Source organism: Rubellimicrobium sp. CFH 75288, from assembly GCF_009904055.1.
Lineage (GTDB): Bacteria > Pseudomonadota > Alphaproteobacteria > Rhodobacterales > Rhodobacteraceae > Rubellimicrobium.
On the sequence record NZ_WYDP01000001.1, the window covers coordinates 288,417 to 302,533 of the forward strand.

17 protein-coding genes and 1 tRNA gene are annotated in these 14,117 nt (G+C 73.7%); 8 read left to right on the forward strand and 10 right to left on the reverse strand.

The genetic code is table 11. The features are described from left to right. Positions 1-3: 3 nt before the first annotated feature. Entirely contained in the window at positions 4-393 is a 390-nt protein-coding gene (locus GT358_RS01355) for a DUF2147 domain-containing protein (RefSeq protein WP_166580768.1), read from the reverse strand. A gap of 154 nt (positions 394-547) precedes the next feature. On the opposite strand from GT358_RS01355, the gene hisA reads away from it, so the two are divergent. From hisA to GT358_RS01375, 4 genes are read left to right on the forward strand one after another with little or no spacing between them, the layout of a single operon-like run. Continuing rightward, entirely contained in the window at positions 548-1,267 is a 720-nt protein-coding gene (gene hisA, locus GT358_RS01360; RefSeq protein ID WP_166580769.1) for a 1-(5-phosphoribosyl)-5-[(5-phosphoribosylamino)methylideneamino]imidazole-4-carboxamide isomerase, read from the forward strand. Then, positions 1,264-1,719, forward strand: coding sequence for a hypothetical protein (locus GT358_RS01365; protein WP_166580770.1), 456 nt, complete (start codon positions 1,264-1,266; stop codon positions 1,717-1,719). The genes hisA and GT358_RS01365 overlap by 4 nt, the downstream gene beginning before the upstream one ends. A 49-nt stretch (positions 1,720-1,768) precedes the next feature. Beyond that, positions 1,769-2,530: an imidazole glycerol phosphate synthase subunit HisF gene (gene hisF / locus GT358_RS01370; RefSeq protein ID WP_166580771.1), complete on the forward strand. Its 762-nt coding sequence runs from the start codon at positions 1,769-1,771 to the stop codon at positions 2,528-2,530. Next, positions 2,527-2,829, forward strand: a complete 303-nt coding sequence (locus GT358_RS01375) for a phosphoribosyl-ATP diphosphatase (RefSeq protein WP_166580772.1) — start codon at positions 2,527-2,529, stop codon at positions 2,827-2,829. The genes hisF and GT358_RS01375 overlap by 4 nt, the downstream gene beginning before the upstream one ends. 4 nt (positions 2,830-2,833) lie before the next feature. On the opposite strand, the gene GT358_RS01380 is transcribed toward GT358_RS01375, so the two are convergent. After that, positions 2,834-3,283: a CoA-binding protein gene (locus tag GT358_RS01380; protein ID WP_166580773.1), complete on the reverse strand. Its 450-nt coding sequence runs from the start codon at positions 3,281-3,283 to the stop codon at positions 2,834-2,836. 204 nt (positions 3,284-3,487) lie between these two features. Continuing rightward, a complete protein-coding gene (locus GT358_RS01385) occupies positions 3,488-4,315 on the reverse strand; it encodes an RNA methyltransferase (RefSeq protein WP_166580774.1) in 828 nt (275 codons plus the stop codon). Between the two features lie 109 nt (positions 4,316-4,424). Here GT358_RS01385 and GT358_RS01390 point away from each other — a divergent pair. After that, a tRNA-Tyr gene (locus tag GT358_RS01390) sits at positions 4,425-4,508 on the forward strand. An 8-nt stretch (positions 4,509-4,516) separates the two neighbouring features. Here the strand turns inward: GT358_RS01390 and GT358_RS01395 are convergent. From GT358_RS01395 to GT358_RS01420, 6 genes are all read right to left on the reverse strand, one after another. Next, positions 4,517-5,155: a nucleoside triphosphate hydrolase gene (locus GT358_RS01395; RefSeq protein ID WP_166580775.1), complete on the reverse strand. Its 639-nt coding sequence runs from the start codon at positions 5,153-5,155 to the stop codon at positions 4,517-4,519. After that, the gene (locus GT358_RS01400; RefSeq protein ID WP_166580776.1) at positions 5,152-6,003 is read right to left on the reverse strand and encodes a sugar phosphate isomerase/epimerase; all 852 of its coding nucleotides are present in this window, start codon (positions 6,001-6,003) and stop codon (positions 5,152-5,154) included. Before GT358_RS01400 ends, GT358_RS01395 begins: the two co-directional genes overlap by 4 nt. A 27-nt stretch (positions 6,004-6,030) precedes the next feature. After that, positions 6,031-6,774 carry an ATP-binding cassette domain-containing protein gene (locus tag GT358_RS01405; RefSeq protein ID WP_166580777.1) on the reverse strand — a complete coding sequence of 248 codons (744 nt, stop codon included), beginning with the start codon at positions 6,772-6,774 and terminating at the stop codon, positions 6,031-6,033. Then, complete coding sequence (locus GT358_RS01410; protein WP_166580778.1) at positions 6,771-7,751, reverse strand: ABC transporter permease; 981 nt, start codon at positions 7,749-7,751, stop codon at positions 6,771-6,773. The genes GT358_RS01405 and GT358_RS01410 overlap by 4 nt, the downstream gene beginning before the upstream one ends. A gap of 55 nt (positions 7,752-7,806) precedes the next feature. Further along, positions 7,807-8,769 carry a substrate-binding domain-containing protein gene (locus tag GT358_RS01415; RefSeq protein ID WP_208103256.1) on the reverse strand — a complete coding sequence of 321 codons (963 nt, stop codon included), beginning with the start codon at positions 8,767-8,769 and terminating at the stop codon, positions 7,807-7,809. Positions 8,770-8,864: 95 nt separating this feature from the next. Beyond that, a complete protein-coding gene (locus GT358_RS01420; protein ID WP_166580779.1) occupies positions 8,865-9,884 on the reverse strand; it encodes a LacI family DNA-binding transcriptional regulator in 1,020 nt (339 codons plus the stop codon). 88 nt (positions 9,885-9,972) lie between these two features. Here GT358_RS01420 and GT358_RS01425 point away from each other — a divergent pair, with 88 nt between their 5' ends. The 3 genes from GT358_RS01425 to GT358_RS01435 all read left to right on the forward strand — a co-directional run bounded on the left by GT358_RS01425 (position 9,973) and on the right by GT358_RS01435 (position 13,316). Then, a complete protein-coding gene (locus GT358_RS01425; protein WP_166580780.1) occupies positions 9,973-10,986 on the forward strand; it encodes an NAD(P)-dependent oxidoreductase in 1,014 nt (337 codons plus the stop codon). Between the two features lie 3 nt (positions 10,987-10,989). Continuing rightward, positions 10,990-11,955 carry a hypothetical protein gene (locus GT358_RS01430; protein ID WP_166580781.1) on the forward strand — a complete coding sequence of 322 codons (966 nt, stop codon included), beginning with the start codon at positions 10,990-10,992 and terminating at the stop codon, positions 11,953-11,955. 65 nt (positions 11,956-12,020) lie between these two features. Continuing rightward, complete coding sequence (locus GT358_RS01435) at positions 12,021-13,316, forward strand: O-acetylhomoserine aminocarboxypropyltransferase/cysteine synthase family protein (protein ID WP_166580782.1); 1,296 nt, start codon at positions 12,021-12,023, stop codon at positions 13,314-13,316. Between the two features lie 54 nt (positions 13,317-13,370). On the opposite strand, the gene GT358_RS01440 is transcribed toward GT358_RS01435, so the two are convergent. Further along, positions 13,371-14,093: an SIMPL domain-containing protein gene (locus tag GT358_RS01440; protein WP_166580783.1), complete on the reverse strand. Its 723-nt coding sequence runs from the start codon at positions 14,091-14,093 to the stop codon at positions 13,371-13,373. Between the last annotated feature and the right edge of the window lie 24 nt (positions 14,094-14,117).

Here is a 14,117-nt window from a genome sequence, read left to right on the forward strand (position 1 = left end):
CCGTCAGTTGACGCGGGTCCAGACCCCGCCCTCGCGGCAGATGCCGATGACGCAGCCCGAAACGGAGAGCCGGTCGCCGTCCAGCCGCAGGCGCGAGGCGTATTCCTGACCGCGATCGGGGGCGAAGATCCGGCCGCGATACTCGCCCCCGCCGGTGGGCCGGGTGTCCCAGATGATGAGGCGGCCCATGTTGGGCGAGGGGATGTCGGAGCCGTCCGGCCCGAAGGCCCGGACGAGCGCGCCGCAGATCGCGTCCCCGCAGGGCGCGACCTGGATCAGGCCCGTATTGCCGTTGTCGTCGGGGGCCGTGCGCCAGGTGCCGAGCAGCGGCTCGGCCGCGGCGGCGGTGGCGCCGAGGGCCAGCGCGGCGGCGAGCGCGGCGAGTCGGGTCATGGTGGTCTCCTCCCTGCGGTTTTGCGCGCGAGAGTGCGGCCGCGCGGCGGCGGCGGGCAAGCGTGACGTGGCGGCGCACGGGCGCGGGGCGGGCGTGTTGATCGCGGGCGCGGGGCGTGCCAAGCCCCGGTCGTTGCCCGAGTCGGAGACGGCCATGATCCTTTATCCCGCCATCGACCTGAAGGAGGGGCGCGCCGTGCGCCTGTTGCGCGGGGACATGGCGGCGGCGACCGTGTTCGACGACGACCCGGCCGCGCGCGCGGCGGCCTTTGCCGCGGCCGGGGCGCGGTGGCTGCACCTCGTGGACCTGGACGGGGCATTCGCCGGGCGGCCGCGCAACGCCCCGGCGGTCGAGGCGATCCTGCGAGCGGTTGCGATCCCCGTGCAGCTGGGCGGCGGCATCCGCGACCGGGCGACGGCCGAGGCGTGGCTGGAGGCCGGGGTGGCGCGGGTGATCCTCGGCACGGCCGCGGTGGAGGACCCGGACCTGGTGCGCACCCTCGCCCGCGCGCATCCGGGGCGGGTGGCCGTGGGGATCGACGCGAGGGAGGGGCGCGTGGCCACCCGCGGCTGGGTGGAGGAGACGGGGGCCACGGTCGCCGACCTCGCCCGCGCCTTCGAGGATGCGGGGATCGCGGCCATCGTCTACACCGACATCGCGCGCGACGGCGCGATGGAGGGGCCGAACGTGGAGGCCACCGCCGCGCTGGCCCGCGCGGTCTCGGTGCCCGTGATCGCCTCGGGCGGGGTGTCGTCGCTGGAGGATCTGCTCGCGCTGCAGGGGGCGGGGGGGATCGCGGGGGCGATCGTGGGCCGCGCGCTCTATGACGGGGCCGTGGACCTGGGCCGTGCGCTGGAGGCGCTGGGGGCGTGAGCCTGCGCTGGCAGGAGATCGTGGTGATCCCCGAGCACGAGGAGCCCGTCGCCTGCGAGTGCTGCGGGGAGGAGGCCTGGCGGGTGGAGGGGCGCCTGGTCCACCGCGAGGTCCCCGTGGGCCGCTTCACCGTCCGCTGGCGGCCCGGCGTGCCGGAGCATCCCGCGCGCCACGTGCTCTATCTGGGCGAATGGGGGGCGCGGCGGGGGGACGATCCGCCGCGCGTCGCCGCGGCCGATTACTGGGGGGGCGCGGCGCACGGCTTCTACCTCGTGGACGATCCGGGGCCCCTGCTGCGCGCGCTGGCCCCCTGGCGGCCGCGGTTCCTGCGGCGCGCGGACCTGGTGGGCACGGCCGCCGGGCAGCGGGTCTTCGCCATGCTGGACGCGATCCACGTCAAGGACGGCCGGCTGCGCGAGCTGCGCGACTGGGCCCCCGTGGCCGAGGAGTGAGGGCGGCGGGATCTGGCGGCGGGCGCGCGGGCGGGGTATGGCCGGGTCCATGCTGAAGGCGCGCATCATCCCCTGCCTGGACGTGGCCGAGGGCCGCGTGGTCAAGGGCGTCAACTTCGTCGATCTGCGCGACGCGGGCGACCCGGTGGAGGCCGCGCGCGCCTATGACGCGGCCGGGGCGGACGAGCTGTGCTTTCTCGACATCCATGCCACGCACGAGAACCGGGGCACGCTGATGGACCTGGTCACGCGCACGGCCGAGAGCTGCTTCATGCCGCTGACGGTGGGGGGCGGCGTGCGCGGCCCCGCCGATGTGGGGGCGCTGCTGCTCGCGGGGGCGGACAAGGTCAGCCTCAACTCGGCCGCCGTGGCGGACCCGGACGTGGTGGCGCGCTGCGCGGACCGCTTCGGCAGCCAGTGCATCGTCGTGGCGATCGACGCCAAGCGGACCGGCGAGGGGCGCTGGGAGGTGTTCACCCATGGCGGCCGGCGGCCTACGGGGCTCGACGCGGTGGACTTTGCCCGGCGGGTGGCCGAGCGCGGCGCGGGCGAGATCCTGCTCACCTCGATGGACCGCGACGGAACGCGGGCGGGCTTCGACCTGCCCCTCACGCGGGCGGTGGCGGACGCGGTGGAGGTGCCGGTGATCGCCTCGGGCGGGGTGGGCACGCTCGATCACCTGGTCGAGGGGCTGCGCGAAGGGGGGGCGAGCGCGGTGCTCGCGGCCTCGATCTTCCATTTCGGGACCTTCACCATCCCGCAGGCCAAGGCGCATCTGGCCGCGGCGGGCATCCCGGTGCGCCCGGCATGAGCCTGCACCGCCTGGCCGAGACGATCGCCGCGCGGGCGGGCGCGGACCCCGGGGCGTCCTGGACCGCGCGGCTGCTCTCGGACCCCGAACGCGCGGCGCGCAAGTTCGGCGAGGAGGCGGTGGAGGCGGTCGTGGAGGCCGTGCGCGCCGACCGCGAGCGGCTGGTGGCCGAAGCCGCGGACGCGCTGTTCCACCTTCTGGTCATGTGCGCCGCGCGGGGCGTGACGCTGGGCGACATCGAGGCGGAACTGGCGCGGCGCGAGGGGCGCTCGGGCCTCGAGGAGAAGGCGTCGCGCTGACGGCTCAGGCGACGGGCGGCCGGGCGATGGGGGGCAGGCCGAGGCGCGGGATCTCGATCGCGGGGCAGCGGTCCTGGATCACGGCGACCCCGCGGGCGCGGGCGCGGGCGGCGGCCGCATCGTCGCGCACGCCCAGCTGCGCCCAGATCGCGATGGGGAGGGGATCGAGCGCGAGCGCCTCGTCCACGACCCGGCCCAGCTCCTCGCTGCGGCGGAACACGTCCACGAGGTCCACGGGATCGGGGATTTCCCCCAAGGAAGCGCGCACCTTTTCGCCGAGATGCTCCTGCCCCGCGAGGCCGGGGTTGACGGGGATCACGCGAAAGCCCCTTGATCGCAGAAAGCTCGCAACGCCGTGACTCGGCCGGTCGGGCCTGGAGGAGAAGCCCACGAGGGCGATCGTGCGCGTCCGGGTCAGCACGTCCCGGATGAGGCGGTCGGTGTCAGGGTCCACGAAGTCCTCCGCGAGGGACAGCCGGGCCACGGACCCGGCAGCACATTCCGGGCAACGTCCCGGCAAAAAAGACCCGGGCACGAAGGCCCGGGCTCTGAGGTGTGGAACGAGGGACAGTGAAGCGAAACGCGCAGGTTCCAGATGCGCGTGTCCAGTATACGCGCAAATGGGGCGGCGGTTCCCACTTTTGCAGGGCTGGGCGCATCACGTCGCCGTGATTCTGCCATCATCTCGCCCGATTTCGTCGGCGCGGGTCGCATAGAGCGCCACGGCGGCGGCGTTGGAGACGTTGAGGGAGCCGAATCCGCCCGCCGCCCCGATCCGGGCGACCGCATCGCAGAGGCCGAGGGTGCGGGCGCGCAGACCGGGCCCCTCGGCCCCGAGAATCAGGGCGAGCGGACGGCGGCCCTGCCCCGCCAGCGCGTCGGGCAGATCGACAGGGCCCTGCCCGTCCAGCCCGATCAGGCCGAACCCCATGCCGCGCAGCCGCTCGAGCGCGTCGGCCAGGTTGCGGACGCGCAGGTAAGGCTGGCGCTCGAGCGCGCCGGACGCAGCCTTGGCGAGCGCGCCGGTCTCGGGGGCGCCATGGCGTTCGGTGCCGATCACGGCGCGGGCGCCGAACACCTCGGCCGAGCGGAGGATGGCGCCGGCATTGTGCGGGTCCGTGACCCGGTCGAGACAGACGACGACGGGGCGCCGCGCGTCGCCGGGGCGGGTGCCGAGCACCACCTCGTCGAGCGGACCCCAGGCCAGGGGGCGCACCTCGAGCGCGGCGCCCTGATGGACCGAGCCGGGATCGAGCGGCGCGGAGAAGCGGCGCGGATCGGCCATCTCGGGGACGAGGCCGCCAGCCGCGATCGCCTCGGGCCCGAGCCGCTCGGCCGCGTTCGGCGTGAGGATCAGGCGCAGCCGCTCGCGCCGGGGGTTGAGCAGCGCATCCCGCACGGCGTGCAGGCCGAACAGCCACACCGTCTCGCGCCCGGCGGCGCGGCGCGCCCGTTCCTTCTCGACGACCCAGGCGGGTTTCTTCATGGCGGCGGCCTCCGGTTCGGGCGGTTTCCCATGGCCGGGCCGGGCGACCGGCGCAAGGCCCGCTTTTCCGGTTGACCCCTTCGGGAGCCGAGGCTATGCCGCGCGCCACGGGCGACGTGCTGCAAGGTGCGGCAGCGGACTGTAACTCCGCCGGGGAGACCCATGCCTGGTTCGATTCCAGGGTCGCCCACCATCCCCCCTTCAGCCGTCCTGGCGCAGCACCACGTCCGCGGGCACGCTGGCCCGGGCCACCAGCCGGCCGTTGGGCAGGTCGTTGCCGTCGAGCTTCCAGGCGATCTCGTCCTCCGAGAGGCCGTAGCCCTCCCACCGGCGGCGCAGGCGGTCGCGCAAGGTGGCTTCGGGCACCTCGATCATCGCCGTGAGGTCGAAGAAGGGGCGCAAGCCGGACCACGGCTCGCGGTCGAGGAGAAGCCAGTTGCCCTCGCACACGATCACGCGGGCCGCGGCGGGGATGGGGCGGGCGCCGGCGCGCGCGATCTCGAGCGTGCGGTCGAAGACGGGGACGAAGACGCCGTCCTCGCCGGCGCGGAGACGGCCGAGCACGTGGCGCAGGCCGGCCACGTCGAACGTCTCGGGCGCGCCCTTGCGCGGGCGCAGGCCGGCGGGGATCAGCCAGGTGTCGTCGTAGTGGAACCCGTCCATGGGCAGGAGCGCGGCCGTGCCCGGCGCCTGCGCGTTCAGGCGTGCGACCAGCGCCTCGGCCAGGGTGGACTTGCCCGATCCGGGCGGGCCCGCGATCGCGCAGATCATCCGCCCCCCGGTTGCGGCCCGTTCGGCCAGGCGGCGGGCCAGTTCCGCCTCGTCGACGGGCTCGGTCATGCGAGGAGGCGGTACTGGCGCGCCTTGTTGCGCAGGAAGGGCAGGCCGCGGTCCATCACCTCCTCGAAGCTGTTCGCGACGGGGCGCCAGACGGCGAGGCCATAGGCCACCTCGGGCGGCATGTTGATGAAGCTCTCCATCGCGAGCCCGCCGCGGAAGCCGATCGCGGCGAGCGCGGCAAAGATCTCGTCCCAGTCGCAGGTCCCCTCACCGGGGGTGCCGCGGTCGCTCTCGGAGAGGTGGATGTAGCGCAGGTATTCGCGCGCATCGAGGATGCCGTTGGCGGCGCCCTTCTCCTCGATGTTCATGTGGTAGGTGTCGAGATGGATGAAGATGTTGTCCGCCCCCACCTTCTCGATCAGCTGCACGGCCTGCCAGCCGGTGTTGACGAGGTGGTTCTCGTAGCGGTTCACCGGCTCGATCCCGAAGGCGAGGCCGAGGCGGCGCGCCTCGCGCGCGGCGGCCTCGAGCGCGCGGGCGATGTTGTCGTATTCGGCCTCGGTCGGGGGCACGCCCGTGCGCTCGCCGATGCCGCCATAGGTCACGCCCGAGAGCGCCTCGGCCCCCATCTCGGCGGTCTTGGCGAGCGCGACGCGGAGGTGCTCGATCGCGCCCTCGGGATTGACCGAGGCCCAGACGGGCTGGGGCAGGCCCAGCGAGCAGACGGCGCGCATCCCGGCCCGTTCAAGGAGCGCGCGCGTATGCGCGGCGTCCACGATGGCGGTGTCGAGCAGCGCGATCTCGATGAAGTCCATGCCGTATTCGCGCGCGGCGGCGACCGTGCGCTCGGCCCCCTCGCGGTCCCAGCGCATGGTCCACATGCTGGTGTGGACGCCGAAGCCCTGCATCTGCCCTGTTCTCCCTGATGGGGCGCCCTAGGCGTGGGCGCCGACGATGTACGAGACGATCTCGGCCATGGTGGTGTCGGCGCGGGCGAGATCGGCCGCGACGGCGCCGCGCTGGAGGACGACCATGCGCGAGCAGGCCTGAAACACGTCGTTGAGCCGGTGCGAGATCAGGATGACGCCGATCCCGTCGGCGGCCATGCGTGCGATCAGGTCGAGGACGGAGTTGACCTCTCGCACCGCCAGCGCGGCGGTCGGCTCGTCCATGATGACGAGCTTGGGCTGGAAGGTCAGAGCGCGGGCGATGGCCACCGTCTGCTGCTGGCCGCCCGAGAGCATGCCGACGGGGATGTGGATGGAGGGCACGCGCACGCCGAGGCGGTCCACCATGGCCTGCGCCTCGCGGTCGATGCGGGCCTTATCCACGTGGCCGGGCAGAAGGCCCCAGAGGCGGCGCGTGGGCTCGCGCCCGAGGAAGATGTTGTTGGCCACGTCCTGCTGCGGGGCGAGCGCGAGGTCCTGGTAGATCATCTCGATGCCGCGGCGGCGGCGCTCTCCGGGCGGCAGGTGGGTCACGTCCTCGCCCGCGAAGCGGACCGTGCCGCGGTCGGCCGCATGGACGCCCGTGACGCATTTCATCAGCGTGGACTTGCCCGCGCCGTTGTCGCCCAGAAGGCCCAGCACCTCTCCGGCCTCGAGCCGCAGCGTGACGCCGCGCAGCACCTGGACGGGACCGAAGGACTTCTCGAGGCCGTCGAGTTCCAGAAGGCTCACAGCACCCTCCCCCTCTGCCGGATCTGGTCGAGCCATACGGCCGCGACCAGGACGGTGCCGATCGCCATCTGCTGCCAGTAGGCCTGCACGGCGAGCAGGTTCAGCCCGTTCTGGACCACCCCCATGATGAGCGCGCCGACCATGGTCCCCAGGATCGAGCCCCGTCCGCCGAAGAGGTTGGTGCCCCCGATGATCGCGGCCGTGATGGCGAGCAGCTCGTAGGTGAGGCCCGCGGTGGGATCGCCCGTGTTGACGCGCGCGGTGAACACGAGCCCCGCCAGCCCCGCCATCAGCCCCGAGAGCGTGTAGAGCAGGATGCGCAGGCGGCGCACGTCGATGCCCGTGGCACGCGCCGCCGCCTCGTTGTCGCCGAGCGCGAGCGTGTGGTGGCCGAAGCGGGTATGGGCCAGCACCCAATGCGCGAGGATCGCCGTGCCCACGAGGATGAAGATGGGCGTGGGCACGCCGAAGGGGCGCGCCTGGCCGAGAAACAGGATCTCGGGCGGCATGCCGTAGATCCCCTGCCCGCCCGAGATGATGAGCGCGAGGCCGCGCGCGATCCCCATCATCCCCAGCGTGACGATGAAGGCGGGCACGCGCGCGATCGCCACCGTGAGCCCGTTGACGAGGCCCGCCGCCGCCCCGGCCGCGAGGCAGCCCAGGATCACGAAGGGCCAGGGCAGCCCGAGATAGGCGAACATCGCCGCCCCCGACACGGAGGCGAGCCCCAGCACCGATCCCAGCGACAGGTCGATGCCGGCCGCGCAGATCACGAAGGTCGCGCCGATGGCGAGGATGCCCACCGTCGTCGTGGCGAGAAGGATGTTGAACAGGTTGGAGACGGACAGGAACACGGGCGACAGGATCGACAGCGCGACCACCAGCGCCACGAGCACGAGGAGCGATTCGACCCGCACATGGGCGCGGCCGAGCGCGCGGTTGAGCGCGCCGAGGGGAGAGCGGAGGGCGGCGGCCATGGGGGACACTCCGGCAGCGGGGGCCGGGCCGGGGGGTGCCCGGCCCGGCGGGGGCTCAGCGCACGAATTCGAGCAGGGGCTCGGTCCCCGCCTCGAGGACCTCGCGGGTCAGCACGAGGGTGGGGACGTAGATGAAGTCCTCGACCTCCTCGCCGGCGACGACGCGGGCGGCGTTCTCGACCGCCTGCTTGCCCACGAGATAGGGCAGCTGCGCCACCGAGGCGTCGAGCCGGCCGTCCCGGATCGAGCGCACGGCGTCCGAGTTGCCGTCCACGCCGATCACCGTCACCTGGTCCTGCTTGCCGGCCGCGAACACCGTCTCGACCGCGCCCAGCGCCATGCCGTCATTGGCGGCGAAGATCGCGACCAGATCGGGATGGGCAGTCAGCGTGTCGTTGGTGATGTTGGCGGCGCGGCCGCGGTCCCAGTCGCCCGGCAGGCGCGCCACGATCTCGAGCCCCGGGGCGAGCTCGGCCAGACGGTCGGCGAAGCCCTGGGCGCGGCGCTGGCCGGTGATGTTGCCGGCAAGCCCCTCGATGACGAGGACGGGGCCGGTGGCGTCCTCGCCCAGCTGGCCGACCAGCCATTCGGCCGCCTGAGCCCCGGCCGCGACGTTGTCCGAGCCGATGGAGAAGGCGATCTCCACCCCCGCCTCGGCGGTGACGGCGGGATCGAGGTTGCCGTCGAGGTCCACGACCGGGATGCCCATCTCGTTGGCGCGGGCGAGGCAGGGCAGAAGGATGGTCGAGTTGATGGCCGCGGTGATGAAGGCGTCCATCGGCGTCTCGAGCATGGCGTTGCAGGCGTTGAGCTGCGGCTCGGCGGCCTGGTCGCTTTCGACGGCCTGGACGAAGACCTCGATGCCGGCCTCGGCGGCGCCGTCGCGGATGCCCTGCTCCATGGCGCCCCAGAAGGGGTTGGCGAGCGTCTTCATCAGCACGCCGAAGGTGTTGGTTTCGGCCCAGGCCGCGCCGGCCACGAGGCCGAGGGCGGCGGCGCCCATCAGGATCTTGCGCATGGTTCCTCCCGTCTCTCCGGCCTCGGTGGCGGGGGCGGGCGCCCCCGGCCGGCGCCGCGCGGGGGAGGCCGGGCCCCGCGCGCGCCGGAGGTCCGTCAGGGCGGCACCAGCGTGCCGCGGGCAAGAAGGCGGCAGGGCACGCGCTCGGAGGCGGGGGGGCCCGCCTCGCCCGCGATGCGCCCCGTGAGCCGCGCCCAGGCGCGGCGGGCGATCGCCTCGACCGGCTGGGCGACGGCGGCCACGGGCGGGTGCATGTGCGCCATCCAGGCCGCGTCGTCGAACCCCACCATCGCAAGGTCCCGCCCCGGCAGGAGACCGCGGCGCGCGAGCGCCGACCAGGCCGCGAGCGCGGCGAGGTTGGTCAGCGCGAACACCGCGCGCGGCGCCGGCGCAGCTGCGAGGCGGCGGGCGAAGGCGCGGTCGGCGCTCTCCACGCTCAGCCCGCAGCAGAGCGTCTCGAGCGCGACACTGCCCGCCCGAGCGGCCGCCCCGGCACCGGCCAGACGCTCGGCGATGTTGGGGGCCGAGGGGTCGGAGACGGCGATCAGGACGTGCCCGTGCCCCAGCGCGGCCAGCCGCGCGACGACCTCGCGCGCGGCCCCCTCTCCGTCGGCGCCCACCTCGTCGGTGCCGTGCGCGCCGCCCACGCGGTCGGCCACGACCACGGGCAGCCCCGCGCGGGCGAACGCGGCGGGGCGCGAGGAGCCCGAGGGGACCACGATCAGCCCGGCAGGGCGCCAGTCGAGCAGCGCCTCGATCTCGCGCGCCTCCGCCGCGGGGTCGTCGCGGGTGGAGGCGGCGGTGATGCGGTGCCCCGTGGCCGCGGCCTCGCGCTCGAGCGCCGACAGGAGGGCGCCGAAGAACGGGTTCTCGAAGTCGGGCAGCACCACGCCGACGAGGCGCGAGGTCGCCCGGCGCAGCGTGGCCGCGACCGCGTCGGCGCGGTAGCCCAGCGCCTCGGCCGCCTCGACGACCCGCAGGCCGATCGCGTCGTCGCGCGCGCGGCGGCGGTTGAGCACGTTGGAGGCGCAGCCCGCCGAGACCCCCGCCCGCCGCGCCACGTCGCGCAGCGACGGGCGGCCGCGCAGCCCCGCATTCGGTCCGGCCCCCGGCATGGTGCGATCCTCCCCTTGCGTCAGGCTAGCGAAAAACGTTTCATGGCCGCAAGCGGCTTGTGCGGCCGCCGCCCCTGGGAGGAGGGCCATGCGCGTCATCTTCGACCCCGAGCCGCGACAGGCGGCCGAGATCCTGTCCCCCGAGGAGGACCGGCTGTTCCGCACCCGCCACGACGTGATCGAGTGGCGGGGCGAGGACCGCGACGCCTTCTACGCCGCCCACCTGCCCGGGGCCGAGGCCGTGGTGGGCCAGCAGCCGATGGGCCGCGACCGGCTGGACCTGGCGCCGAAGCTGCGGGTGATCGTCAATGTCGAGACGAACTTCCTGCCCAACATCGACTACGAGGAATGCTTTCGCCGCGGCATCCACGTGATCGCGCCGGGCGGCGTCTTTGCCCTGCCCGTGGCCGAGATGGCGCTGGGCATGGCGCTCTCGCTCGCACGCAACATCCACGGCGAGCATGCGGCCTTCCTGCGCGGGGAGGAGCGCTGGCTGTTCGACGGCAACAGGGAATCGGAACTGCTGTCGGGCTCGACCGTGGGGATCATCGGCTATGGCGACCTGGGCCGGGCGCTGCACGGGCTTCTGGGGCCGTTCCGGGTGCGGGTGCAGGTGCACGACCCCTGGCTGCCCGACGGATACCTGCGCCGGCTGGGGGTGGAGCCCGTGCCGCTCGAGCGGCTGATGGCCGAGAACCGCTTCGTCTTCGTCATGGCCGCGATCACCACGGAGAACGCCCGCATGATCGGGGCCGAGGCGCTGGCGCGGATGCAGCGGGGGGCGAACCTGCTGCTGATGTCGCGCGCGGCGGCGGCCGATTTCGACGCGTTGGCCGAGGCCGCCGCCTCGGGACGCGTCCGCGTCGCCACGGACGTCTTTCCGGTCGAGCCGCTGCCCCCCGACGATCCACTGCGCCGCGTCCCCGGCATCCTGTTCTCGCCCCACCGCGCGGGCGCGCTGACGCTCGCGCTGCGCGAGATCGGCACGCGGATGCTTGAGGATCTGGACCTGATCGCGCGCGGCCTGCCCCCCGTCGCCTGCCGGCGGGCCGAGCGCGAGACGGTGGCGCGCTTCCGCTCCATGCCCGTCTCCAAGAGCTGACGGGTGCCCTTTACCGTCCTGGCGATCGCCCAGGGGGGGCGGCTCGAGGCCGAGGCGCTGCTGCTCGCGGCCTCGCTGCGCGAGAACGCCCCCGCCCTCCGCCTGATCCTGGCCGAGCCGCAGCCGGGCCCCCTCTGGCCGGGCGATCCCCGCCTGTCGCCCGAGGGACGCGCGGCGCTGGGGGCTCTGGGCGCCGAGATCCGCCCCCTGGAGAGCCGCCATTTCGGCGCGGCCTATCCCCATGGCAACAAGATCGAGGGGCTGGCGGTCCTGCCGCCGGGCGAGCCGTTCCTGTTCCTCGACACCGACACGCTGGTCACCGGCGATCTGGCCGCAGTGCCCTTTCCGTGGGACCGCCCCTCGGCCTCGATGCGGCGCGAGGGGACCTGGCCCGTCGAGGAGCCCTACTGGCCGGGCTATCGCGGGATCTGGGGCAGCCTTTATGCGCGCTTCGGCCTCGATCTCGAAAGCTCGCTCGACCCGGCCTGGCCCGAGGAGCACTGGCGGCGCTACCTCTACTTCAACGCGGGCTGGTTCTTCGGCGCGGACCCGGCGGCGTTCGGGGCGCTGTTCCTGCGCTATGCGCTGGCCATCCGCGACGACCCCGGCGAGGCGCTGGCGGCCCAGCCGCTCGACCCGTGGCTGGATCAGGTGGCGCTGCCGCTGGTGATCCACGCCCTGGGCGGCGGACGGCCGGGGCCCGAACTGGCGGGCCTCGACGGCGCGACGACCTGCCACTACCGGGCCTTTCCCCTGCTCTTTGCGCGCGAGGGCGACGCGGCCGTGGCCCTGTTCGAGCGGATCGCGCGGGGGCCGCTCGGGCCCCTCCTGCGCCGGCACGAGCCGATCCGCCGCGCGCTGGACGGCGAGGGAGCGCGCGCGCGGGCGCTGTTCGACCGCGCGGCGCTGCCCCGGCGCGAGCGCGAGATCCGCCAGAAACTCAGGGCCGAGGGCCTGTGGACGCGCTGAGCGGCCGGCCTGTCTGCCTCCGGGGAAATCGGCTAGAACGGGCGCACAGCAAAGGAGGCCATGCCATGCCCGACACCGCGCAGCCCGACGCGCCGCTTCACTTCGACACGCTGCAGGTCCATGCGGGAACGGCGCCCGACCCCGCCACGGGCGCGCGGCAGGTGCCGATCTACCAGTCCACCGCCTTCGTCTTCAGGGACGCCGAGCATGCCGCGCGCCTCTTCAACCTGCAGGAGGTGGGCTACATCTATTCCCGCCTGACCAACCCCACGGTGATGGCCCTGGCCAACCGGGTCGCGGCGCTCGAGGGGGGGGCGGGGGCGGTCTGCTGCTCCTCGGGGCACGCGGCGCAGATCATGGCGCTGTTTCCGCTGATGCAGCCGGGCTGCAACGTCGTGGCCTCCACCCGCCTCTACGGCGGCACGGTGACCCAGTTCACCCAGACGATCCGCCGCTTCGGCTGGAGCGCCAAGTTCGTGGACATCGACGACGAAGAGGCGATCCGCGGCGCCATCGACGAGAACACCCGCGCCGTGTTCTGCGAGTCGATCTCGAATCCCGGTGGGCACGTCACCGACCTGCCGATGGTCGCGCGCGCGGCCCAGGCGGGGGGCGTGCCGCTGATCGTGGACAACACCTCGGCCAGCCCGTACCTGTGCCGGCCCATCGAGCACGGCGCCACGATCGTCGTCCACTCGGCCACCAAGTACCTGACGGGCAACGGCACCGTCACGGGGGGCGTGATCGTGGATTCGGGCACGTTCGACTGGTCCGCCTCGGACCGCTTCCCCTCGCTGAGCGAGCCCGAGCCCGCCTATCACGGCCTGAAGTTCCACGAGACGTTCGGGCCGATGGCCTTCACCTTCCACGGCATCGCGGTGGGGCTGCGCGACCTCGGCATGACCATGAACCCGCAGGGGGCGCATTACACCCTTCTGGGGATCGAGACGCTGAGCCTGCGCATGGAGCGGCACGTCCGCAATGCCGTCGCCGTCGCCCGCTGGCTCGAGGCGGACGAGCGCGTGGCCGAGGTGACCTATGCGGGCCTCGAATCCTCGCCCTATTACGCGCGGGCGGCGCGGATCTGCCCGCGCGGCGCGGGGGCGCTGTTCACCGTGCGGCTCAAGGGCGGCTACGAGGCCTGCGTGCGCTTCGTCAACGCGCTGCGGCTCTTCAGCCATGTGGCCAATCTGGGCGACACGCGCAGCCTCGTGATCCATTCGGCCTCGACCACGCACCGCCAGCTCTCGGAGGAGCAGCAGCGCGCGGCCGGGGTGGCGCCCGACGTGGTGCGCCTGTCGATCGGGATCGAGGATTCGCGCGACCTGATCGCCGATCTGGACCGCGCCCTGTCCGCCTGAGGCACGGGCGGGCCGGCGCGAACCGGCCCGTCCGGCCCTTCCGGTCTTCCGCGGTCAGTCGGAGGCGGCAAAGGTGACGGTGACGGTGGTGCCCATCGTCACCTCGCCCGGCGCCACGGGAACGGCCATGGCCTCGGCCGCGTCGCGGGCATCGGCCATGGGCATCGGCGTCGCATAGGGTCCGACCTCGCTGATCGACAGCAGCGCGCCCAGCGTCAGTCCCGCCGCCTCGGCATAGAGGGTCGCGCGGCGGCGCGCATCCTCGACGGCGCGGCGGCGCGCCTCGTCCATGGCGGCTGCCGGATCGGAGACCTCGAAGGTCACACCGTCCACACGGTTGGCCCCGTCCGTCACGGCAGCATCCAGGACCGTCCCCAGCCGTGCGATGTCGCGCAGCGTGACATTGACGATCTGGGTGGCGCTGAATCCCGTCATCCGGGGCCTGCCGTCCGGCGCGTTGTAGTCCCATTGCGGCTCCAGATACAGAAAGCCCGTCTGGATGTCCGCCGGCGCGATCCCCTCCTGCCGCAGACGGGCGAGGATGCCCTCCATGCTGCGGGACATCGCGGCCATGGCCTCGTTGGCCGTGGTGCCCTGCTGGGCCACGCCCAGCATGATCCGCGCCAGATCCGGCTTCTGCGAGGATTGCCCCTCGCCCATGACCGAGATGACGCGGCCGATCTCGGAGGCGGGGGGCGGGACGGTCTCCTGCGCTCCGGCCGGGAGCGGAAGGGCAAGGCAGAGGGCCGCAAGGGCCGGGCGAAGCATGGGGGCCATGGCAGGGTCTCCTGGACGGTGGCA

Excerpts from the sequence above, each read along its gene's own strand:
- GT358_RS01355 (WP_166580768.1), bottom strand. The coding sequence starts at position 393 with ATGACCCGACTCGCCGCGCTCGCCGCCGCGCTGGCCCTCGGCGCCACC.
- hisA (WP_166580769.1), top strand. The coding sequence starts at position 548 with ATGATCCTTTATCCCGCCATCGACCTGAAGGAGGGGCGCGCCGTGCGC.
- hisF (WP_166580771.1), top strand. The coding sequence starts at position 1,769 with ATGCTGAAGGCGCGCATCATCCCCTGCCTGGACGTGGCCGAGGGCCGC.
- GT358_RS01375 (WP_166580772.1), top strand. The coding sequence starts at position 2,527 with ATGAGCCTGCACCGCCTGGCCGAGACGATCGCCGCGCGGGCGGGCGCG.
- GT358_RS01385 (WP_166580774.1), bottom strand. The coding sequence starts at position 4,315 with ATGAAGAAACCCGCCTGGGTCGTCGAGAAGGAACGGGCGCGCCGCGCC.
- GT358_RS01395 (WP_166580775.1), bottom strand. The coding sequence starts at position 5,155 with ATGACCGAGCCCGTCGACGAGGCGGAACTGGCCCGCCGCCTGGCCGAA.
- GT358_RS01400 (WP_166580776.1), bottom strand. The coding sequence starts at position 6,003 with ATGCAGGGCTTCGGCGTCCACACCAGCATGTGGACCATGCGCTGGGAC.
- GT358_RS01410 (WP_166580778.1), bottom strand. The coding sequence starts at position 7,751 with ATGGCCGCCGCCCTCCGCTCTCCCCTCGGCGCGCTCAACCGCGCGCTC.
- GT358_RS01415 (WP_208103256.1), bottom strand. The coding sequence starts at position 8,769 with ATGCGCAAGATCCTGATGGGCGCCGCCGCCCTCGGCCTCGTGGCCGGC.
- GT358_RS01420 (WP_166580779.1), bottom strand. The coding sequence starts at position 9,884 with ATGCCGGGGGCCGGACCGAATGCGGGGCTGCGCGGCCGCCCGTCGCTG.
- GT358_RS01425 (WP_166580780.1), top strand. The coding sequence starts at position 9,973 with ATGCGCGTCATCTTCGACCCCGAGCCGCGACAGGCGGCCGAGATCCTG.
- GT358_RS01435 (WP_166580782.1), top strand. The coding sequence starts at position 12,021 with ATGCCCGACACCGCGCAGCCCGACGCGCCGCTTCACTTCGACACGCTG.
- GT358_RS01440 (WP_166580783.1), bottom strand. The coding sequence starts at position 14,093 with ATGGCCCCCATGCTTCGCCCGGCCCTTGCGGCCCTCTGCCTTGCCCTT.